Consider the following 23,047-nt stretch of genomic DNA (forward strand, 5'->3'; position numbering starts at 1 on the left):
ATTGAAAGTCGTGATAACGGAAATACTCAAGAAATATTTAAAGTAAGCTGATAACCTATGACCCATCCTTTTTCATTTAACACAGAACAATTAAATCGTCTATTTCCCTTCTATATATTAATAAACCGAGATTTAAAGGTTATTGCTCTAGGAAAATCTCTGAGTAAAATATGTGATTTGAAAAATGTACAACAATTCAATCATTATTTTAACATTCCAAAACCTCTTACACCTATTAACTCCATCGATGATTTAATAAAATTAAATAATCAATTAGTAGTTTTGGAACCAACAACCTACGCTAATTATAAGCTAAGAGGCCAGTTTGAATATTTGAAAGATACAAATCAAGTATTGTTTGCAGGATCTCCTTGGTTTAGTTCTATGGAACAAGTAAAAGAAAACAATCTTGTAATTGATGATTTTGCCAAGCATGATCCTCTTATTGATTTGCTTCATGTGATGAAATCTCAAGAAACTACTAATCATGACCTTAAACAGTTAATTTCTACTATCAATAAGCAGAAGAAGGATTTAAAAAATGTAAGCAAGAAGGTGCGTGATATCGCTTTATTTCCTCAGCAAAACCCAGATCCATTATTTAGGATTAACTATCAAGGAGATATTATACAAAATAACCCTGTAGCAGAAAAACTTAATTTTATTGAATATGAAGGAAAAACTTACAGAAATGATGTTTTTTTTAAATTAATTTTATCTCTTAACTTCAAAAATGCGACAAGGTGGACTATTGAAGCCGATTCAAACAATATTAATTATTCATTTGCATTTATTGCAATGCCTCATGAAGGGTATATTAATATTTACGGAAGAGACATTACTCAACGAAAAAAATATTCTCAGGAATTAGAAAAATTATCACTTATTGTTCAGCAAACAATAAATGCTGTTGTTATTACCGATCCAACAGGAAAGGTAGAATGGGTTAATAAAGCCTTTGAAAAAGTGACTGGCTATACTTTATCTGAAGCCAAAGGCCAAACTCCTGGAAGTTTTTTACAAGGAGAGGAAACCAAACAAGAAACCAAGGCTTATATGAAACAACAGATTCTAAAATCTGAACCCTTTTCTTGTGAAGTTTTTAATTACAAAAAATCAGGTGAAGGATATTGGATAAGAATAAATGGTCAGCCCATTTTTGATAAACAAGGAAAAGTAATTAATTTTTTCGCTATTGAAGAAGATATTACATTCGAAAAACAAGCACAACAAAAACTTAAAGATCACGGAATTTTCTACGAACAGATCTTAGACAATATCCCTGCAGAAATCGTCGTATTTAATAAAAAACATGAATTTCTCTATTTGAACCCGCAAGCAATTATTGATTCAACTCTTCGAAAATGGCTTATTGGTAAGAAAGATGAAGACTATATGCGAAAACAAAATAAACCTTTAGCTCTTCTTGAGAGCAGAAGAAAATTATTTAATACCATTCTAGAATCTAAAAAGCTAAAAAGTTGGGAAGAAGAATTGAAACAACCAGACGGGACAATCAAATATATCTTGCGATATTTTTACCCTGTACTTAATAGTATTAATGAGGTAGCTTTAGTAATTGGCTATGGTGTTGATATTACTCAAAGTAGAAAAATTCAACAACAAATAATACAAAGTGAAAAAAGGTACAGAGACGTAATTGACAACTGTATGGCATTAGTAACCACACACGATTTGGGTGGGAGATTATTAACAGCAAACCCGATGATCACTAAACTATATGGGTACAAAGAAGATGAAGTAATCGGTCGTTCATTAAAAGATTTTACGCTATCTGAGGACAAAATTAAGTTCAATGAAAATTATTTAAATAAAATAAAACAAAAAAAAGAAGCTTCAGGAATATTTAGAGTTGTTCACAAGAACGGCAATATTACATATTGTCTATACAATAATTACCTGAAAGAAGAAAAAGGAGAAGAGCCTTATGTAATTGGTTTTGCAGTTGATATTACTGGTCGAATTTTAGCAGAAAAAGAACTAAAAATTGCTAAAAAAATCACAGAAGAACTAGCACAAACTAAACAAACTTTTTTAACTAACATGAGCCATGAAATTAGAACACCAATGAATGCTATTATTGGTATGAGCCGCCAATTACATAAAACAGATTTAAATAAAGAACAACATATTTATTTAGATACTATTTCAAATGCTTCTGAAAGTCTCCTGGTGATTATTAACGACATACTCGACCTTTCAAAATTAGAATCAGGCAAACTATTATTTGAGAAAATTGGCTTTGAACCAAAGAGTGTAGTAGAAAGAGTAATTCAGGTAATGAGCCATAAAGCTAAAAAAAAGGGACTTAAATTGACTAATTCTTTATGTGATAGAAGATTATTTTCTATATTAATTGGCGACCCCTTTAGAATTAACCAAATATTACTCAACCTTGTTTCAAATGCAATTAAATTCACAGCTATTGGTAGCGTAGATATCCGTTGTAAAGTTTTAGAGGAAAATGATGCAATGCAACAGATAGAATTCGCAGTCACGGATACTGGTATTGGAATGGAGCCTATATTTTTAAAAAATTTATTTAAAAAATTTATTCAGGAAGACGCATCAGTTGCTCGACGTTTTGGAGGTACTGGTTTAGGAATGAGCATAACAAAATTCTTAGTTGATGGTATGGATGGTGATATTTTAGTAGAAAGTCAAAAGAATAAGGGAACGACTATCAAAATCATATTTAATTTTGAAAAAGGAACAGAATTTGATCTGATAGAAAAGAGTATTACTTCTGTAAATACCAAAATTTTAAAAGGTAAAAAAATATTGGTTGTTGATGATAATGAGATGAATAGGATGGTTGTAGATCTAATTCTAGATGAATATGAAGTAGAAGTTACAGAAGTTGAAAATGGTTCATATGCCTTAGAGCAGATAAAAAATAATACATTTGATCTAGTACTTATGGACCTGCAAATGCCAATTTTAAATGGATATGAGGCCACAAAAATAATTAGAGAAGAATTGAAAATGAATATTCCTGTTATCGCATTAACAGCAAATGCAATAAAAGGTGAGCAGGAAAAATGCATCAACCTAGGAATGAATGATTACTTGTCAAAGCCATTTGAAGAAGAAGAATTCCTTAAAGCCATTTGTAATTCGTTAGAGAGACCTCAAAAGCTCATTCTAGAAAATTTTAAAAATGAAAAGCAACTGTCATTATATAATCTAAGTAAATTAAAAAAAATTGCAAGAGGAAACAAAGAATTTATCCATAAAATGATTCTAATATTTATTAATCACACACCTAAATCGCTTAATGAATTAAAGGCTGCATATGATATCGGGGATTATGACAAAGTTAAAGCTATAGCGCATAGAATTAAGCCATCTATAAACACAATGGGAATAGATGTCTTAAGAGATGAAATTAAAGCGCTTGAAAAGAACGCAGAAAAGCATCAATCTTCAGGAGATCTAAATAAACTTATTTCTAAAATTTCTTATGTTATTGAAAAAGTCGTTGATGAACTAAGAAAGCAATACTTATAATTCAATTCAATACTAATCTAAATAATTTTTATTAAATTTTTATTTAATTGCGCTTTCATCGTGATGAAAACCTTTCTTAAAAAGAAACCTTCGTCTGTATGCTATAACTAGAATTCTGTTTCTGTTTACACGTATTATAAAACAAGCTTTATGATTATTTATTAGTTCTTCCAATTGACAATATTTCTACAAAACTGTAACAATCTTTTATTGTTACTTACTTCTAAGCCGAATTGTTTGTTTGCATCAAATCATTTCATTATTCGTTTATTTTGGCACAAACCTATATCTATTAGTCTCGCAGTGCAGTTAATAGAGCATATTAACTATTTGCAATATTAAAAACACCTTACTACGAATTATGAATATTAAATCAGTTTATAAGTTATATAAAACTTATGTTTTAAGTCATTTTCATAAAGTTATTTTTTAATTAATCCTGACGGAATATTATGGTTAAAAAGCGCCTTGGAGCAAAATAGTGTTTAATCATTGTAAACAGTAAGTACAATTAATTATAATATTACTCGACTATACAAAAGACTACTAAACAAACTACTGATTAAAAAACAACATTGCCTCTTACCTATTGTTAACAAAGAGAAAAACTTCAAATCGCTATGTGAAAAATATTATTTTATAATTAGATTTATAAAAAAAAATAAGTAAATTTGTTTAACTATATAGTATGACAAATTAAACATTTTACATTACTAATTATATGGAAGCAAAAAACGCTGCACAAAGACTGCAATACATAGAAAATGAAATTATTGAATTGAGAACTCAATTGCAGAATCATAAACTTTATGAAAATTTAAAAACGATAATTGACATTAAAACTTTCATGGAGAATCACGTGTTTTCTGTTTGGGATTTTATGTCACTCTTAAAGAGTCTTCAAATAAGTCTTACTAGCGTTCAAATCCCATGGACTCCTTCAAAAAAACCAAAGTTATCAAGATTTATAAATGAAATTGTTTTTGGAGAAGAGAGTGATATTAATGAAATAGGAGAGCCAAAGAGTCACTTTGAAATGTATTTAGATGCTATGTCTCAATTAAGCGCAAACACTAATGAAATCAATGATTTTATAGAACTTATAGCATCGGGAAATTCGGTTCAATATTCTTTAAGTGAAATTAATATAGACAGTAAAGTAGCTGATTTCGTAAAGTATTCATTTTCAATCATTGAAACAAACAAACCACACCTAATTGCTTCTGCATTTACATTTGGACGAGAAGATATAATTCCTGATATGTTTATAGGAATTCTCAAAAATTCTGATTCCAAAAACAAACTTTACAACAAACTTACTTATTATCTAGAGCGTCATATAGAACTTGATGGAGATGAACACGGACCTCTTGCGCTTGAAATGATTTCTGAATTATGTGAAAATGATGACCAAAAATGGCATGAAGTATTATTAGTTGCGAAGGAATCTTTAAAAAAGAGAATTTCTCTTTGGGATGCAATCAATGATCTCATTCAAAAAAGAAACCAACATATAAAAATTGTTAATTTTAGCTAAAAAAAAATTCTCCCATACCAACCAATTATTACCATTTACAGTAGCCCCTGTCAAAATAAATTGGCTTTAAGGATGGTGATAAAGTACTGCCTTCACTTCTTAATAAAAAAAAACAGTAAAAAATTGTAATAATCATTAACTTCTGCCACTAATAGTAAAAAACAATTATTGAGCAGCGATTTTTATACAACATCAATTTTACCCTATTCCGGAATTATTATAAAAATTTGCAGGGCATATACTGATTCTCAAGAAGACTTTGAGGATTATTACCAGGAAGTCTGTTTGCAAATCTGGAGAAGTAAAGACAAGTTTCGTGGTGACTCAAAATGGTCTACTTGGATCTATAGACTCTCTTTAAACATATGTTTAACCTTAATTAAGAAAAAGAAAAAAACGCGTCAATACTTTAATAATGATGCTGTAAATCAATATGAAGAAGGTGAAGAAAACTCTGCTTTTTCTAATGAAAATCTAAATTTCTTATATGAAGCTATTAAACGACTATCAGAAATTGATAGAGCTATTATTTTACTCTATTTAGAAGAAAAACCAAACAAAGAAATTGCAGAAATAATTGGAACGACACCAAATAACATTGGTGTACGAGTAAACAGGATTAAAGAACGATTAAAAAAATTATTAGATGGAAAAATCAATTGAATCAATTTGGAAAGAAGGTTTTTTACAAAAAAATGCGCTGGTTGTTCCAAAGCTAAATAACCTATACGATAAAAAATCTATTCATATAATCGATAAATTTAAAAGAATGTTTAAAATTAACTTAAATGCTCTTGTTGTATTTTCTTTTGTACTATTACCTGTTTCATTTTTTGTAAAAATTCCAGTCATGGGTGTACTTATGTTCATTCTATTTAATGTCTTGGTTTTCGTAAATAAACGGTTATTTAAAGGTTTAAACAAAATAGACACAAATGTTAGCAGTTATCAATACTTAAAATCTTTCGATGTTTGGATGCAAGAACAAATTACTGTTAACATGAAAATGTCTCGTTACATTTATCCTTACATTTTTATTGCTATGGTTTCTGGATTCTGGTTTTCCAATGATTTTAACAACTCTTTAAATAAAATATTAGGGGATTACCAACCTGATATGATATATGGAATTCCGGTTTATTGGATACTTTCAATGTTACTAATTATAATATTATTTGCCATTTTTGGCGAACGAATTTATAAATGGGATTTAAATTTAGTTTACGGTGGTGTCTTAAAAAAACTAGCGGAATTAATTTCTGACATGGAAGATTTACAAGCTGAATAAAATAATAGAGAAAAACCCAAACAACGGCTCAAATAATTATTTTTCTATTAAAGTGTAATATTATCTGATTTTAGACACTAATTAAATAAAGATTAAAATTATGACAATTACAGAAACAAGTCAGTTTTTTGAAAAATTATTAAAACAAACAGATCGTAAACGAGAAATACGAGTTTATAAAGGGTATATTACTATTCTGACGAATTTAAAAAATAGGGATTTATCAAAAGGACAAATATCACTAATTGAAGATGAACTTAAATCTTTTAAATTAAAGTCCAATGCCAAAAATAAAAGAAGATATTATAGCAAAAAGCTGCAAATTTTAAAACAATTTTTAAAAGATAAATTTTCATTAATATCAGAAGGTTACTATACTGCAATAGGCATGAGTCTAGGCATGTGTTTTGGAGTAGCTATTGGCACTACTTTTGGAGCTTCTGGAAATTCAATTGGTTTAGCATTAGGAATGTTTATAGGATTGGTAATTGGTCGATATAAAGATATGGAAGCTGAAAAGGAAAATAGAGTATTAAAAACAAAAGGTTCTAGTTTATAAATTGGTAGCCACGTTCTTTTAAAGCGTGAAAAAACAGACAGTAAACCTAAGTATCTATTCAGAACAAAGCCTATTTTTTAAATACATAATTCCTCAAAAACCATAGATGCATTTAAACTACCTTTGCATTAAAAATATTCAATGCAGTTTTCTGAATTTCCTTTCCATAAATCTATCTTAAAAGCAGTTGCTGAAGAAAGATATCACACACCAACTTTAGTACAAGAACAAGCAATACCAAAGGTGTTAGCAAAAAAGAATGTAATTGTTTCTGCGCAAACGGGTACAGGTAAAACAGCTGCTTTTGCGTTGCCTATTATTCAAATATTGTTTGATAAACAAGGTCTAAAAGAAGAAGAAGGTAAAGAGATAAAATCATTGATTGTTACTCCTACTCGTGAGTTAGCAATACAAATTTTAGAAAACTTTAAAACCTACAGCAAATACACAAATTTAACAACTGCAGCAGTTTTTGGTGGTGTTTCTCTAGAACCTCAAAAAGACATTTTAGCACATGGTGTAGATATTTTAATTGCAACTCCTGGAAGGTTAATTGACCTTTATTTACAAGGATTCATAGATTTAAGTGCTATTAAAATCTTTGTGTTAGATGAAGCTGATTTAATGCTTGATATGGGCTTTATAACCGACGTAAAAAAAATAGAACGTTTATGTCCTAAGAAAAAACAAACCTTACTTTTTTCTGCAACCATACCCGAAAAAATAGATGATTTGGCTAAAACCATGTTAAAAAAATCTGTTAAGATTGAAATAAATCCAGAGGAAACTACTGCAAAAAATATTGGACAGCTATTATATTATCTTCCTAAAAAGAATAAAACAGATTTGTGCTTAGATTTATTGAGAAACACGATAAATGGAAAAATCATCATTTTTAGACGTACGAAAATTGGTGTTGATAAGCTAGAACAGACTTTACTAAAAAATGACTACGACGTAGTAAGTATTCATGGAGATAAATCGCAAGCTATTAGAAATAAAGCTATCGAAGATTTTAGAAATAAAAAAGCAACTATTTTAATTGCTACAGATGTAGCTGCACGTGGAATTGATATTACAAATGTAGATGCTATTATAAATTTTGATATTCCGAATATACCAGAAACCTATGTACACAGAATAGGCAGAACTGGTAGAGCGGGTAAGTCTGGAATTGCGTTTTCTTTTTGTTCTCCTGACGAAAATAGCTACATCAAAACTATTGAAGCTTTAATTGAAAAAACTATTAAAATTATTGTTGACCATCCATACATCATCAATAAACCAAAACACAAAAAATTACAGCCAAATACTGTTAGTAAAAATAAAAAAGGCAGAAAATCTGAAGCCTCTAAAAAAAATAAGAAACGTTGGTATTAATTTTTCTTTATTTAACAAAACCTAAAATATCAAGTCATAAAAAATTGATTGAAAAGGAAAATATAATCAAAATTCCAACAAATGTTTCGCATACAAAAAGGAACAATTAAAGATGCTGAAATTTTATCAAAAATTAGCAAAAAATCTTTCCTAGTGGCCCATGGTCATTCGGCACATAAAAAAGATATCGACAATTATACTGCCAAAAATTTTAGCAAAGATAACTTTACAAAAGAATTAGTAAATAAAGAAAACTTATACTTTTTAATTTATTCTAAAGATAAAATTGCCGGATATTCTAAAATAATTTTAAATAAAACAAATGCAAATATATCTGCTAAAAACATTACTTTAATGAGTAGATTGTATTTATTAAAAGAATTCTTTGGACTAAATTTAGGCAAAGAATTATTCAATTTTAATCTGAACTTATCTAAAGAAAATAATCAACAAGGAATTTGGTTGGCTGTTTGGATTGAAAACAAAAGAGCCATCAATTTTTACAATAAAATGGGATTTCAAAAAGTTGGAAGTTTCGATTTTGAAATTTCAAAGACACATTATAATCCTAACCATATTTTATACTTAGAATTCTAATAGTTATTTATGTAAATACGGCTTATTTTCTAATTAATTTGATTCTTTTAGGTAACCAATACTTCCCGTATTTCAAATCGAACGTAGAAATTAATGGCATTCTTTATAAACCAATACAAAAGTAAAATATAGAAGTTTTTAAATCCAGACCAAATTGTGGTTTGTTTGTTCACTTTAAAATCCTTTTAATTTATTATCTTACAATCCTTTAATTATAAATTTTAAATGGAAAACTTTTTAAACTTTTTTGAAACCATGCCTTCTTGGCAAAAATTAGTATGGATTTTTATCTGTATTTCTGCTAATTGGATTGTAGAATTAATAATTCCTTTAGTAAAATTTGATTATAAAAAATTGAAGCATGCAGCAGTAAATATGTTTTTTTTATCCATGGATGTAAGCCTGAATTTAATTTTCGGAATTCTATCTGTGGGTGTTTTTATTTGGCTATCTGCAAATCAATTTGGTGTTTTAAACATAATAGACTTGCCAATTTGGATAGAGTTACTCATCGCCATCGCAGTATTAGATTTTTCCGCACAATATGTAGTGCATTATTTATTACACAAAATACCTTTCATGTGGCGTTTTCATATGATTCATCATTCAGATACAACAGTAGATGCAACAAGTGCAACAAGACACCATCCAGGAGATTATGCTTTTAGAGAAATCTTCGCATTAATTGTTATTGTAATTTTCGGAATTCCTTTAGCATATTATCTTTTTTATAGAATGGCAACGGTATTTTTTGGCTATTTTACGCATGCAAACATTTATCTACCCAAGACACTTGATAAAGTTATAAGTTTTGTTTTTGTAACTCCAAATATGCATAAATTCCATCATCATTTTGAATTACCTTGGACAGATTCTAACTTTGGAAATATCTTTTCTATATGGGATAGAATTTTTGGAACATTAACATACGATGATCCTAAAAAAGTAAAGTTTGGATTGGATTTGTTAGACGGAACTAAAGATCAAGATATTTTATATCAATTAAAAATTCCCTTTAATAAAAGTATTATATTGAAAACTAATAAATAAAAAGTTCTAGAGTTACTTATATAGAAATTATTCAAATTATTATTTAAGAAAACATTTGTATTACTATCAATGATTCAAAAAAAATTATGCCAAATACAAGGGCATTACATACTTAAAAATTCGTTATTTAAATTTTATTTTAGAACGACAAATTAAGGAAAATGATGACCATATAAGTATCACTTTTCATCTTTTAATTAAAAACATAATGAAAATAATCAAAATAGCTTTCTTATTCACCCTAGTATCTATTTCTGCGCAAACAGATGTAAAAATATATGATATTATAAATGATGTTTCCGCTAATAGAATTAAAGCAGATATAAAAACATTAACGGAATTTGGAACAAGAAATACGTTTTCCGATACCACTTCTACTACCCATGGAATTGGCGCTGCCAGAAGATGGATAAAATCTGAATTTGAAACTATTTCTAAAAGTTGTGATAATTGTATTGATGTATTCTATCAAAAGGATTTTGTCACAAAAAAAGGTAATAGAAGAGTTCCTCATGATGCTTGGATTGTTAATGTTGTAGCCATTCAAAAAGGAACAAAATACCCAAATAGATACGTTATTATGAGTGGCGATATTGATTCTCGAGCGAGTGATACTATGGATTTTAAAACAGATGCTCCAGGTGCAAATGATAATGCTTCAGGAATGGCAGGAACAATGGAAGCTGCCAGAGTTTTAAGTAACTATAAATTTGAAAATAGTATTATTTATGTTGGCCTTTCTGGCGAAGAACAAGGACTTTTTGGCGGAGCAGGTTTGGCAAAATATGCGAAGGAAAAAGGATGGGAAATTATCGGAATCTTAAATAATGATATGATTGGAAATATTACGGGTGTAGATGGTGTTATAGACAATCGTGCTTTTCGAATTTTTTCTGAACCGGTACCGGCAAATGAAACAGAAAAACAAAGAAAAATGCGTCGTTTTTATGGCGGTGAAGTTGATGGAATTTCACGTCAACTGGCAAGATATACTCATAAAATGACAAAAACATATATGCCAGAAATGAATCCGATGATGATTTATAGATTGGATAGATTTGGAAGAGGAGGGCATCACAGACCCTTTAATGATTTGGGTTTTCCAGGAATTAGAATTATGGAAGCTCATGAAAATTATACGCAGCAGCATCAGGATATTAGAGTTGAAAATGGGATTAAATATGGAGATACTTTTGAGCACGTAAATTTTGAATATGCCAAAAAATTAACTAGCGTTAACTCTATCACAATGGCTGGTTTAGCTTCTGCTCCACCAAGTCCTAAAGAGGTCGCAATTGGCGGAATTGTGCAAGCTTCAGCAAAATTAAAGTGGAATAAAGTTGATGGTGCTAAAGGTTATAAAATTTATTGGAGAGATACAACTTCTCCTACTTGGGATAATTCCAGGTATGTAGAAACTACCGAATTTACTTTAGAAGGAATTGTAATTGATAATTTCTTTTTTGGAGTTGCTGCAGTTGGAGAAAATAATCATGAAAGTGTGGTGGTTTTTCCAAATAAAATCATAAGGTAATATCCCATTTTGTAACTTCTTATTCAATTTATTTTCCAATCATTTCCTACACAAGAAATGACAATATAATTAACAAGAAGAATATTAAAACATAAAATTGCTTTTAATAACTGTCAAATTCTTGCAAAATATAGAATACAGGAGTTTTTATTGAAAGATTTAATAAAAAATAAACTTTCTAAAAAAACCGAATTATAGAAATAATTCGGTTTTGTGATAAGTATATTAAATCTCGAAGCAATTAGTAAGTAACTACAATCCAGCTATGAAATTACCATAAGGATCTTTAAATTGAGTTCCTTCTGCAAATCTAAATTTACTTAGCTTTTTAAATTCAGCTAAGGCCCAAAGAATAAACTCTTTTACAAAATAAGCATCAGCGGTATTCATATTAGGTTGGTATTTCACTAAGAAATCATCTAAAGGTTGTACCTTATCTAACTCATTTTTGTATTGTAACTCTGCAAATTCATCTAATAACTCGAAATCATCATCAGCATTAAAAAACCACGAAATAATGTCATCATAAGGTGTTTCAGTCTCTTGCTTTTCTAACTTTTTAATTTCAGGAAAATAGGTTGGAAATAATGTTTTAATGGCATTTTTAATCAATTTTTCCGCAACTACCTCAGCTCCTTCTTGCTCTCCTTCATAGACCAATTCTACTTTACCGGTAATTGCCGGAATTATTCCATCAAAATCACTTAAACGAATCATGGTTTTTTCATCACCAGAAATTAAAGCCCTTCTTTCTGCTGTGCTTAACAAGTTTTCGAAAGCAGTAATACTTAAACGCGCACTTACTCCACTTTTTGCATCTATATATTCACTTTCTCTCGCTTCAAAAACTATTTGTTCTAACAAATCTTTTGCTAATTCTGGAACTTGAATAAATTCCTTCTGAGAATTATTTTTATTCGCTTCTTGTTGCGTAATCGTTTTTGCTGTTTCTATATCCTCCGGATAATGGGTTAAAATCTGTGAGCCAATTCTATCCTTTAAAGGTGTTACAATACTTCCTCTATTTGTATAATCTTCAGGGTTTGCTGTAAATACAAATTGAATATCTAATGGCAAACGTAATTTAAATCCTCTAATTTGAATATCTCCTTCTTGTAAAATATTAAACAATGCAACTTGAATTCTCGCCTGCAAATCTGGTAATTCATTAATCACAAAAATACAACGGTTTGCTCTAGGAATCATTCCGTAATGAATAACCCGATCATCTGCATAACTTAATTTTAAGTTAGCTGCTTTTATGGGATCTACATCACCTATAATATCAGCAACAGTAACATCTGGCGTCGCTAATTTTTCTGCAAAACGATCATTTCTATGCAACCAAAAAATAGGGGTTTTATCACCTTTTTCCCTAATAGTTTCAACTGCAAATCTCGAAATAGGATTCAAAGGATCATCATTAATTTCAGAACCTTCAACGACAGGAATATATTCATCCAATAAATTTACCATCAATCTTGCTAAACGGGTTTTTGCTTGTCCTCGTAAACCTAATAAATTAATATTATGTCTGCTTAGAATTGCTCTTTCCAACTCTGGAATTACGGTGTTCTCATAACCATGAACCCCCGTAAAGACATTCTCTTTGCTCATTATTTTACTAATAAGGTTTTCTCTTAACTCATCTTTAATCGATTTAGACTTATAACCTCGTTCTTTTAATGCGCCTAATGTTTTTAAATCTTGTATTCTCATTTATCCTTTAATTCGTTTTTTTCTATTTGTTTCATAATCTTCAAAAATCATTTCTCCCAATCCTTTTAATCCTGTGTAAAATGCTTTTCCTTGATTTGCTTGTGTAAACGCTTTTACAAATTGCATTAAATATGGGTCTTGGGCAATCATAAAAGTAGTAATCGGAATGTGTAATTTTCTGGCTTGCTGCGCCATTGCGTAGCACTTATTTACAATATACTTGTCCAAACCATTACTATTTTTGTAATATTGACCATCTGGCAAGAGTAAACAACTTGGCTTACCATCGGTAATCATAAAGATTTGTTTGTTTGTATTTCTTTTTCTTCGCAATAAATCCATCGCTAATTTCAAACCTGCAACAGTATTTGTATGATAAGGACCCACTTGCAAATAAGGCAAATCTTTAATTTTAATAGACCAAGCATCATTTCCAAAAACAATGATATCTAGAGTGTCTTTTGGATACCGAGTGGTAATTAATTCCGCCAAAGCCATCGCTACTTTTTTAGCTGGTGTAATTCGATCCTCTCCATATAGAATCATAGAATGACTAATATCAATCATTAACACGGTGCTCATTTGGCTTTTATGAAGTGTGTCTTCCACAACCAAATCGTTTTCTGTTAAATTAAAATTATCAATGCCATTGTTAATTTGAGCATTTCTAATACTTTCTGTAATAGAAACTTTATCTAATCCATCTCCAAATTGATAGGCTCTAAAGTCTCCTGTGTGTTCATCTCCAATTCCTGCAGATTTACTTTTATGATTTCCAGAACCACTTCTTTTAATCTTACCAAAAATGTGATTTAAAGCTTGCTGACGAATCGCGCGTTCTGTTTTTGGAGTAATTTTTGTACCTCCTGTTCCATCAGCTTTTACTTCTTCTCTTATGTAACCTTTTTTCTTTAAATCTTCAATAAAATCGTCAATAGTGTAATTTTCATCCGTCAATTTATATTCTTTATCTAAAGAACGTAACCAATCAATAGCTTCCTCAAAATCGCCAGAAGTATGTGTAATTAATTCTTTAAAAATCTCAAAAAGCATCTCAAACGGAGATTGATTTTCTGCCTCATACGTTTTAAAGATAAATCCTTTTCTTTTCGTGTTGTTTTTCATCACCCTAAAAATACGGCTTTATTAAATGCCTTAAAAAAGATTAACATAGCTTTAATATATGCTGCTATTATGTCAACCTATAATTTAAATATCTTTAAAAAAAAGATCAAATAATGGGGCTTTTAAAACAAAAAGTAATCTATTTTACAGATTATATAATTTTATCATAAAATTAACAGTAAAATTAACCTTCAAAAAGTAATTTCACGTTCCATTAAATTAATTTAAATCTAATATGAAAACAAATAATTCGCAATCATTCAAAATTCTTTGTTCGTTATTCTTAACATTAGCGATTGCTGGTGTTCAAGACACAAGTGCACAATTCTGGAAAAAGAAAACAAAGGCAAAAACTGAAATAGCTACCAAGAAAAAGGCTCCAAAAAAGAAGGGTAAAACAATAAAAGAGCTAACTAAGAGTAGTAAAAAAATCGAAGGTTTATTCGCAATCTATCAAGATACTATAACGGGAGCCACTCATTTATTAGTAAAAAAAGAACAATTAGATAATGACTTTATTTACTTCTCTCAAATTGCGGACGGAGTTACAGAAGCTGGTCAATTTAGAGGAGCTTACCAAGGTTCTAGTGTCTTTCACATTAAAAAGTACTTTAATCGTTTAGAATTTGTTGCCCCAAATACGTCGTTTTATTTTGATGAAAAGAATGCTATTTCTAAATCTTCAAGTGCAAATATTAGTGATGCAGTAATTGCAGCAGGTAAAATATTAGCTACAGATGATAAAACTGGCGAATATCTAATTGCTGCGGATGGTTTATTCTTATCAGAAACGTTTACAAGAATAAAAGGTCCAAGATTTCCAGGACAATCTCCTTTTGCTTTTAGCTTAGGTAGGTTTGACAAAACTAAATCTAAAATTGAGGAAATAAAAAACTACCCAGAAAACACCAATGTTAAAACTGAGTATGTATATAACAATCCTGCTGTTTTAAATGGTGGCAGTAGCGCAGTAACTGACGGAAGAAATGTTTCTATCAAGGTATTTCATACATTTATGAATATGCCAGAAAGTGATTATGAGACAAGAATGGATGACCCAAGGGTTGGATATTTCTTAACACAAACAAATAATATGACATCTACTGATGTTGTAAACTATAGAGATTTTATTCACAGATGGAAATTAGTGAAGAAAAATCCTGATGCGACTATATCCGAGCCAGTAACACCAATCACTTGGTGGATTGAAAATACAACACCTGTGGAGTTTAGAGAAACAATTAAAGATGGTGTTTTAGCATGGAATAAAGCTTTCGAAAAAGCAGGATTCAACAATGCAATGGTTGTAAAAATACAGCCAGATGATGCAGACTGGGATGCCGGTGATGTTCGTTACAATGTTTTACGTTGGACATCTTCTCCAAACCCTCCTTTTGGTGGGTACGGACCGAGTTTTGTAAACCCAAGAACTGGTGAAATTTTAGGTGCAGATATTATGTTAGAATATGTGCATTTTACCAATAGAGTTTACTATGATAGAGTTTTTGATAATGCCGCAGCTTTAAACTTTACCGCTGCAACTGCAGAAGAAGAAAAACTAAAATTTTTCAAAAACAAGAACAATCATTTATTCTGTTCTAAAGGACATTTAATGCATGAAAACACGTTATTTGGACAAACCGTTTTAGCAGCTGCAGGAGCGTCAGATTTAGAAATGGAAGGAATGAAAGAACAAGGGATGAAATCTTTAATTATGCATGAAGTTGGGCATACATTAGGATTAAATCATAATATGAAGGCGAGTCAGTTATTTTCTCCTGAACAATTAGCAGATGCGAATTTTATTAAAGGAAAAGCCTTAACAGGATCTGTAATGGATTATGCTGGTATCAATTTAACTTTAGACAGAAGCAAACAAGGTCAGTATTATGATATGGCAGTTGGTCCTTACGATATTTGGGCAATTCAGTTTGGGTATACACCGTTTAAATCAACTTCAGAAAAAAACACTTTATTAGACAGATCTACAGAACCTTCATTAATTTTTGGTAATGATGCTGATGATATGCGTTCTCCAGGAAAAGCAATTGACCCAAGAGTAATGATTGGTGATTTATCTAACGACCAAATTGGATATTCTATTGATAGAATTCAATTATCAAATAATATGATGAAAGATATCAAAACCCGTTTTGGTAACTCTGGTGAATCTTACATGCAATTAAGACAAGCTTATTATATTTTAAGCGGGCAATCTGCTACTGCCGCAGGTGTGATTTCAAGATTTATTGGTGGTGTTTATGTCGATAGAACAAAACCTGGTCAAAATGGTGAAACAATGCCTTATACACCAGTAAGTTTGGAAGATCAAAAAAGAGCAATGAATGCTTTAAAAAAATATGTTTTTGCTCCTGATGCTTTTAAAGCTCCCGCTGATCTATATAATTATTTAGCCCAACAAAGACGTGGTTATAATTTTTTTGGTGGTCCAGAAGACCCCAAAATACATGAGCAAGTGTTAAGCTACCAAGCAAGAGTTTTGGCACATATTACACACCCTAACACTTTAAAAAGAATTTCAAATTCTGAATTGTATGGAAATGAATATAAATTATCGACTTACATGACAGACTTAAACAATGCAATATTTAAAGGTGATATTAAAGGTAGCGTTAATTCTTTCCGTCAAAATTTACAAGCAACTTACACAAAGGGATTAATTAGTATAATTTCAGGAAAATCAAGCGGTAGATATCCAATAGCTGCTAAATCGATGGCTATTTACAACCTGAAAAACATACAAAACTGGGTGAGCAATACAACTGGAAATATAGCTACAAAAGCACATAAAAATCATCTTAAAACATTAATTACAAATGCGATGAAAGAGATTAAATAATCTTATAAAAATTTTCTATTATAAACCGCGCTCATTTTGAGTGCGGTTTTTTATTTTTACAGTATGGCAAGAATTTTAATTACTGGAGGTACCGGTTTAGTAGGAAAAAGACTAACACAACTATTGATTGATAAAAATCATGAAGTTTTAATTTTAAGCAGAAACCCAAAAAACGAAAATGAATTTAAATGGAATATTGTTAAAAATTATATTGATGAAAAAGCATTTAAAAATATTGATTTTATTATTCACTTAGCAGGAGCAGGAATTGCTGATGAACGTTGGACAAAAAAAAGAAAACAAGTAATTATAGATAGCAGGGTTAAAACGGCAAACTTACTTTTTGAAAAAGTTAATGAATTAAAACTGGAACTTAAGGGTTTTATTTCTGCTTCAGGAATTGGTTATTATGGAGCGATTACTTCGAAAACAATTTTTAAAGAAACAGATAAATCTGGTAGTGATTTCTTAGCTGAGGTTTGCCAAAAATGGGAAGCTGCCGCGCATCAATTTTCAAAAATAAACATACCGATAACTATATTAAGAACTGGGATTGTTTTAGCCGCAAAAGGAGGAGCATTAGAAAAAATGAAGACTCCAGTAATATCCCCATTAGGTTCAGGAAAACAATATATTCCTTGGATTCATATTGATGACCTATGCCAAATGTACATTCAATCCATAGAAGCTAATTTAATAGGTATTTATAATGCGGTTGCACCAGACCATCAAACGAGTATAACTTTTTCTAAAACGTTAGCAAAAAGCATAAAAAGACCCTATTTAGGTATTGGTGTCCCTGCCTTTATGCTGAAAATTTTATTTGGAGAACTTGCTGTAATTCTTTTAGAAGGAAGTAGGATTTCAACAAAAAAAATCGAAAAGAATGGATATTCTTTTCGATTTAAAACACTAAAAAAAGCGTTGAATAATCTATAATTATTTAGAATGTTGATGTAATATTTAAACCAACTTCACTCCAAGTTTTAGAAACACCGTCTGCACCTCTATGCAAATCTATACAAACCTTATTTAAAGATGATAAAGCATCTGATGCATTCCAATTAGTAACATTCATTGTCGCTTTCATATTAAAAGATTTACCAATAATTGTATACGTAAAAGGTACTTTTTGAGTAATACCATTCATTTTAATTTCTGCTACTCCATTTGTAACATCAGTTAAAGACAATTTACCAGAAAGTAATTTTGTATTTTCCATAATTCCAAAAAAGAACTTTTTAATTTTATAATCTCTGCCCGCATCCTTCGTAAACAAACTACTTACAGGAATTGAAAATTCAGTATTATTAATTGCTTCTTTCACACTATTTCCTTCACCTCCAGCAAGAACATCAACTTTTTTAAACTGACCTCCTACGGGCACTTTATCGGTCGTTTTATAAGCCGTAAAATTGATTTCGTTATTTGCATTTGCAACCGAAAAAGCAGCTGTACTTTTTTTGGATACTGCTTTACTTTCTTCTTTAACAGCCTCTTTTTTTTCCTCTGATTTACATGCTGAAAAATGGAACACCGTTCCTACTAATAAAAATGAAATAATAAATATTTTTTTCATGATTCTTTTGTTTAAAATTAAATTGTTTTAGCCAATTTTATATATTCTTTTTTTGCATCCTCAACAGTCATTCCATTTAATTGCATCCAAGCATTAAATTTAAATGCACTTCTTACATCTAATCCACTATTAAATGAAAATTTATTACCAAAATTTGCTTGCTTGTAATAAGCATAAAATTTCAGCATAACATCAGGAGCAACAGCCTTTTTCAACTTAGATATTTTATCAAAAGCAGCTTTATACTCTTTATCTAAATCTATATTATTTTTCTGCGACAACTTGGACACCACCTTTAACTTTATCTCCTAATTTCACATTAACTTTTGTTCCTAAAGGCAAATATAAATCAACCCTAGAACCGAATTTTATAAAACCTGCATCCGTTCCTTGCGTTACTACATTACCCTCTGTAGCATAGTTTACAATTCTTTTTGCCAAAGCTCCAGCTATTTGTCTATATAAAATTTCTCCAAAAATTTTATTTTCAATGACTACTGAGGTTCTTTCATTTTCAGTAGATGCTTTTGGGTGCCATGCTACTAAATATTTCCCTGGATGATATTTGCTGTATTTTATAATCCCGCTCATCGCATATCTTGTAACATGAACATTTATTGGAGACATAAAAATTGATATTTGTAATCTTTTATCTTTAAAATACTCCGTCTCTTCTACTTCCTCAATAACGACAACTTTTCCATCTACTGGTGCTATAATATGGGTGTCATTTAAATTAGTGATTCTTTTAGGGTTCCTAAAAAATTGTAGTACGATAATTACAAAACCCAAAATTATAACTTGAATCGTTTTTACTAACCAAGTTATATTAATAAAATTTTCAGCTAATAAAATTGCTGCAATCGCAATAATAAAAGTAATTGAAATAATTTTATATCCTTCCTTATGAAATTTAATCATTTTTAAATAATAAAGTTAATATACAAATATACAAACGGAGCAGCAAACAACAAACTATCTAATCTATCTAAAATGCCTCCGTGACCTGGCATAATGCTTCCACTATCTTTAACCTTTGCCTGTCTTTTAAATTTAGATTCCACTAAATCACCAACAGTTCCAATTACTGAAACGATAACTCCTATAATCATCCAATTTAACATAGAAAAATCTAAATTAAATTTACTAATGAACATAGCAGCTAAAAGTGAAAAAATAAACCCCCCAAAAAAACCTTCAATTGTTTTTTTAGGTGATACTGATGGAAACAACTTGTTTTTTCCAAAATTTTTACCAACTAGAAATGCAAAAGAATCGTTTACCCAAATAATTGATAAAATACTGATCATTAAATATGGATGAAAATTGTTTTCATAAAAAGGAAGCAACACTAAAAAGCACACAGAGAATATTACATATCTAATTGTAACACCTAGTTTTACTCTCTCATTTAAAAAACTAATTTCCTTCTTTGCAAATAGTTGATATATCAAGAAAACGGAAGATAGAATCGATATCATTAACACTAATGATATAGCATGACTATCCCGTCTTTTAATCATTAAAAATAATACAAATGCAAATAGAACATACGGAACGAAACTTTTAAGTTTTATCATTCTAATAAATTCCCAAATACATAAAAAACCACACAAAATTATTAAGGCTATATAAGAATTTTCAGAATATAAAATCGCCGAAAAAAATATTAAAACAAAGATAATTCCGGAAAGAGTCCTTTTTAAAAGGTTGCGCATATTATAAGTCTTCTAATAAGAGCAAATATAAGTTTTTTGAGCTACTGTTTCCATAGTTTAAAAAATTATCATCATTTTTATTGATAATATAATTCTTTACTGCAGAAATGTTTGTTGGTAAACTTTTAGTGGCATTAGTTTTAATACCTGTTAAGGCTTGACCTGTATTTTTAACTAACTGACTTGTTGTTGCGTAAACAATAAATTGATCTGGATATTCTTTTAATTTTTTACCTCCTAATTGATTTGATGAAAATAAAATATCTCCATTATCCGCAATCAAATGCTCGCAAGAAGTGAAAATTGGAGTATCTTCTTTGAAATTTTTTAATGCCTTAGCATCCTGATTTTTAAGAAATGAAAACAAATTTTCATCTAATAAACAAACTTCTTTCCAACTATTTTCTGTGAGTATTTTCTTGAAGTTTTCTAAAACTTCTTGCTTTTTTTCACAATATAAAAACTTACCACCTTTTTTCGTGAAATTGTGCACAAATAAATCATCAAGAGATAAATTTACTTCTTGTTTGTGTATTTCTTCATCTTCCCTTATGGGAATATTAAAAAGTTTCTTAAAAAAATTCATTTATAAAATTATTCTCCAGAGATTTTATCTACTGTCGTTGTCTTTACTTCTTCTTCGGTTATCACTTCTTCAATTTCCTCGTCAAAAGGTCTTTTACCAAAAATTTCTTGTAAATCATCCTTAAAAATAACTTCCTTTTCTAATAACAATTCTGCTAATATAGTTAGCTTTTCTTTATTCTTATCTAAAAGTTCTATCGCCCTTACATATTGAGCTTCAATCATTTTAGAAATTTCTTTATCAATTTTACGACCTGTTTCTTCACTGTAAGGTTTTACAAAAGCATCATTTCCTGAAGAATCATAATAAGTAATATTACCAACCTCTTCATTTAAACCATAAACTGTAACCATCGCTCGAGCCTGTTTTGTTACTTTTTCTAAATCACTTAAAGCGCCCGTTGAAATCTTATTAAAAATAATTTTTTCTGCCGCTCTACCCCCTAAAGTGGCGCACATTTCATCTAACATTTGCTCAGTTTGAACAATCAATCTTTCAGCTGGTAAATACCATGCAGCTCCTAAAGATTGTCCTCTAGGTACAATAGTAACTTTTACTAATGGTGAAGCATGCTCCAACATCCAACTAACAGTAGCATGTCCTGCTTCATGAAAAGCTATTACTTTTTTCTCTTTTGGTGTAATTACTTTATTTTTCTTTTCTAAACCACCAACTATTCTATCCACAGCGTCCAAAAAGTCTTGATGATGAATAGATTTTTTACCATTTCTGGCGGCGATTAAAGCAGATTCATTACACATATTTGCAATATCTGCACCCGAAAAACCAGGAGTTTGTTGTGCTAGAAATTCAATTTTAACATCATCTGCTAATTTTAGAGGTTTTATATGAACCTCAAAAATTTCTTTACGCTCATTAATATTAGGCAAATCTACATAGATTTGTCTATCAAAACGGCCTGCTCTCATTAAAGCGCTATCTAGAACATCAGCTCTATTGGTCGCAGCTATTACAATTACATTTGTATCTGTACCAAAACCATCCATTTCTGTTAGTAACTGATTCAATGTGTTTTCACGTTCATCATTCCCACCAGTCATATTACTTTTTCCTCGAGCTCTACCGATCGCATCAATTTCATCAATAAAAATAATTGAAGGTGATTTTTGTGCAGCTTGTTTAAATAAATCACGTACACGAGAAGCTCCTACTCCAACAAACATTTCTACAAAATCTGAACCTGATAAAGAAAAGAAAGGCACGCCCGCTTCACCTGCGACTGCTTTTGCCAATAAGGTTTTACCTGTTCCTGGAGGCCCTACTAATAATGCTCCCTTTGGAATTTTACCTCCTAAAGATGTATATTTTTCCGGATGCTTTAAAAAATCTACAATTTCTTGAACTTCTTCTTTTGCCCCTTCTAAACCTGCAACATTTTCAAACGTTGTTTTTACTTTTGTATCTTGATCAAATAATTTAGCCTTCGATTTTCCGATACTAAAAATTTGACCACCACCACCAGAGCCGCTGCCACCACCAGACATTCTTTTCATAAAGAACAACCAAACGGCTATTAAAATTATAAAGGGTAAAAAACTAAATAGAGCGTCTAGAATACTAGTTTTTTCTTTATTATCTATATCAACGATTAAATTTCTATCCTTTTTAAGAAGAGCTACATTTTCCTCAAAAGTTCTTAAATCTCCAAAATTATATTCATAAACTGGTGAACCTGGTCTGTAAAAACTTGAAGATGTTTGCTTTGCGTGTTTATCTTTCTTTAATGCCTCTTTAGTTAAATAAATTTGAGCTATATCCTTATTTACAATAACAATTTCTTTGATGTCATTATCTTTTAAAATTTCTTCAAATCTATTTTTAGAAATACTTTTAGAAGCTAGATCTCCACTGTTAAAAAACTGTACTGCTATTAAAGCTATGAAAATTGCACCATAAATCCAATATGAACTAAACTTAAATTTAGGAATATTAGATTTTTTTTCTTTATTTGAATCACTCATAT

The 23,047-nt window shown here is 30.0% G+C and carries 19 protein-coding genes; 11 read left to right on the forward strand and 8 right to left on the reverse strand.

The window, feature by feature from the left end; all coding sequences use genetic code 11:
- Window positions 1–57: 57 nt before the first annotated feature.
- The 9 genes from BLT88_RS10975 to BLT88_RS11015 all read left to right on the forward strand — a co-directional run bounded on the left by BLT88_RS10975 (window position 58) and on the right by BLT88_RS11015 (window position 11,476).
- Window positions 58–3,531, forward strand: coding sequence for a PAS domain S-box protein (locus tag BLT88_RS10975; RefSeq protein WP_091954781.1), 3,474 nt, complete (start codon window positions 58–60; stop codon window positions 3,529–3,531).
- 721 nt (window positions 3,532–4,252) lie between these two features.
- Window positions 4,253–5,068, forward strand: a complete 816-nt coding sequence (locus BLT88_RS10980; protein ID WP_091954782.1) for a DUF3050 domain-containing protein — start codon at window positions 4,253–4,255, stop codon at window positions 5,066–5,068.
- A 168-nt stretch (window positions 5,069–5,236) separates the two neighbouring features.
- Window positions 5,237–5,731 carry an RNA polymerase sigma factor gene (locus BLT88_RS10985; protein ID WP_091954783.1) on the forward strand — a complete coding sequence of 165 codons (495 nt, stop codon included), beginning with the start codon at window positions 5,237–5,239 and terminating at the stop codon, window positions 5,729–5,731.
- Window positions 5,715–6,356 carry a hypothetical protein gene (locus BLT88_RS10990; RefSeq protein ID WP_091954785.1) on the forward strand — a complete coding sequence of 214 codons (642 nt, stop codon included), beginning with the start codon at window positions 5,715–5,717 and terminating at the stop codon, window positions 6,354–6,356. The genes BLT88_RS10985 and BLT88_RS10990 overlap by 17 nt, the downstream gene beginning before the upstream one ends.
- A gap of 100 nt (window positions 6,357–6,456) precedes the next feature.
- Window positions 6,457–6,915 carry a hypothetical protein gene (locus tag BLT88_RS10995; RefSeq protein WP_036783801.1) on the forward strand — a complete coding sequence of 153 codons (459 nt, stop codon included), beginning with the start codon at window positions 6,457–6,459 and terminating at the stop codon, window positions 6,913–6,915.
- Window positions 6,916–7,056: 141 nt separating this feature from the next.
- A complete protein-coding gene (locus tag BLT88_RS11000) occupies window positions 7,057–8,295 on the forward strand; it encodes a DEAD/DEAH box helicase (RefSeq protein ID WP_091954786.1) in 1,239 nt (412 codons plus the stop codon).
- An 81-nt stretch (window positions 8,296–8,376) separates the two neighbouring features.
- The gene (locus tag BLT88_RS11005; RefSeq protein ID WP_091954788.1) at window positions 8,377–8,892 is read left to right on the forward strand and encodes an N-acetyltransferase; all 516 of its coding nucleotides are present in this window, start codon (window positions 8,377–8,379) and stop codon (window positions 8,890–8,892) included.
- 225 nt (window positions 8,893–9,117) lie between these two features.
- Window positions 9,118–9,942, forward strand: a complete 825-nt coding sequence (locus tag BLT88_RS11010; RefSeq protein ID WP_091954789.1) for a sterol desaturase family protein — start codon at window positions 9,118–9,120, stop codon at window positions 9,940–9,942.
- A gap of 208 nt (window positions 9,943–10,150) precedes the next feature.
- Window positions 10,151–11,476, forward strand: coding sequence for a M28 family peptidase (locus BLT88_RS11015; RefSeq protein WP_091954791.1), 1,326 nt, complete (start codon window positions 10,151–10,153; stop codon window positions 11,474–11,476).
- Window positions 11,477–11,728: 252 nt separating this feature from the next.
- On the opposite strand, the gene BLT88_RS11020 is transcribed toward BLT88_RS11015, so the two are convergent.
- Complete coding sequence (locus tag BLT88_RS11020) at window positions 11,729–13,195, reverse strand: sigma 54-interacting transcriptional regulator (RefSeq protein WP_091954792.1); 1,467 nt, start codon at window positions 13,193–13,195, stop codon at window positions 11,729–11,731.
- Window positions 13,196–14,320 carry a VWA domain-containing protein gene (locus BLT88_RS11025; RefSeq protein WP_091954794.1) on the reverse strand — a complete coding sequence of 375 codons (1,125 nt, stop codon included), beginning with the start codon at window positions 14,318–14,320 and terminating at the stop codon, window positions 13,196–13,198.
- 235 nt (window positions 14,321–14,555) lie between these two features.
- Here BLT88_RS11025 and BLT88_RS11030 point away from each other — a divergent pair, with 235 nt between their 5' ends.
- Window positions 14,556–17,180, forward strand: coding sequence for a zinc-dependent metalloprotease (locus BLT88_RS11030; RefSeq protein ID WP_091954795.1), 2,625 nt, complete (start codon window positions 14,556–14,558; stop codon window positions 17,178–17,180).
- A gap of 63 nt (window positions 17,181–17,243) precedes the next feature.
- The gene (locus BLT88_RS11035) at window positions 17,244–18,119 is read left to right on the forward strand and encodes a TIGR01777 family oxidoreductase (protein WP_091954797.1); all 876 of its coding nucleotides are present in this window, start codon (window positions 17,244–17,246) and stop codon (window positions 18,117–18,119) included.
- A 4-nt stretch (window positions 18,120–18,123) separates the two neighbouring features.
- Here BLT88_RS11035 and BLT88_RS11040 read toward each other — a convergent pair whose 3' ends face one another.
- The 6 genes from BLT88_RS11040 to ftsH are packed head-to-tail and all read right to left on the reverse strand — an operon-like array spanning window position 18,124 to window position 23,045.
- Entirely contained in the window at window positions 18,124–18,759 is a 636-nt protein-coding gene (locus tag BLT88_RS11040; protein ID WP_036783776.1) for a YceI family protein, read from the reverse strand.
- A 17-nt stretch (window positions 18,760–18,776) separates the two neighbouring features.
- Window positions 18,777–19,040, reverse strand: coding sequence for an acyl-CoA-binding protein (locus tag BLT88_RS11045; RefSeq protein WP_091954799.1), 264 nt, complete (start codon window positions 19,038–19,040; stop codon window positions 18,777–18,779).
- Window positions 19,024–19,680, reverse strand: coding sequence for a phosphatidylserine decarboxylase family protein (locus BLT88_RS11050; protein WP_091954800.1), 657 nt, complete (start codon window positions 19,678–19,680; stop codon window positions 19,024–19,026). The genes BLT88_RS11045 and BLT88_RS11050 overlap by 17 nt, the downstream gene beginning before the upstream one ends.
- A gap of 2 nt (window positions 19,681–19,682) precedes the next feature.
- The gene (locus tag BLT88_RS11055; protein ID WP_036783772.1) at window positions 19,683–20,477 is read right to left on the reverse strand and encodes a phosphatidate cytidylyltransferase; all 795 of its coding nucleotides are present in this window, start codon (window positions 20,475–20,477) and stop codon (window positions 19,683–19,685) included.
- Window position 20,478: 1 nt separating this feature from the next.
- Window positions 20,479–21,063, reverse strand: a complete 585-nt coding sequence (locus BLT88_RS11060) for an LUD domain-containing protein (protein WP_036783769.1) — start codon at window positions 21,061–21,063, stop codon at window positions 20,479–20,481.
- Between the two features lie 8 nt (window positions 21,064–21,071).
- A complete protein-coding gene (gene ftsH / locus BLT88_RS11065; RefSeq protein ID WP_091954802.1) occupies window positions 21,072–23,045 on the reverse strand; it encodes an ATP-dependent zinc metalloprotease FtsH in 1,974 nt (657 codons plus the stop codon).
- Window positions 23,046–23,047: the final 2 nt, after the last annotated feature.

Source organism: Polaribacter sp. Hel1_33_78 (assembly GCF_900106075.1).
Lineage (GTDB): Bacteria > Bacteroidota > Bacteroidia > Flavobacteriales > Flavobacteriaceae > Polaribacter.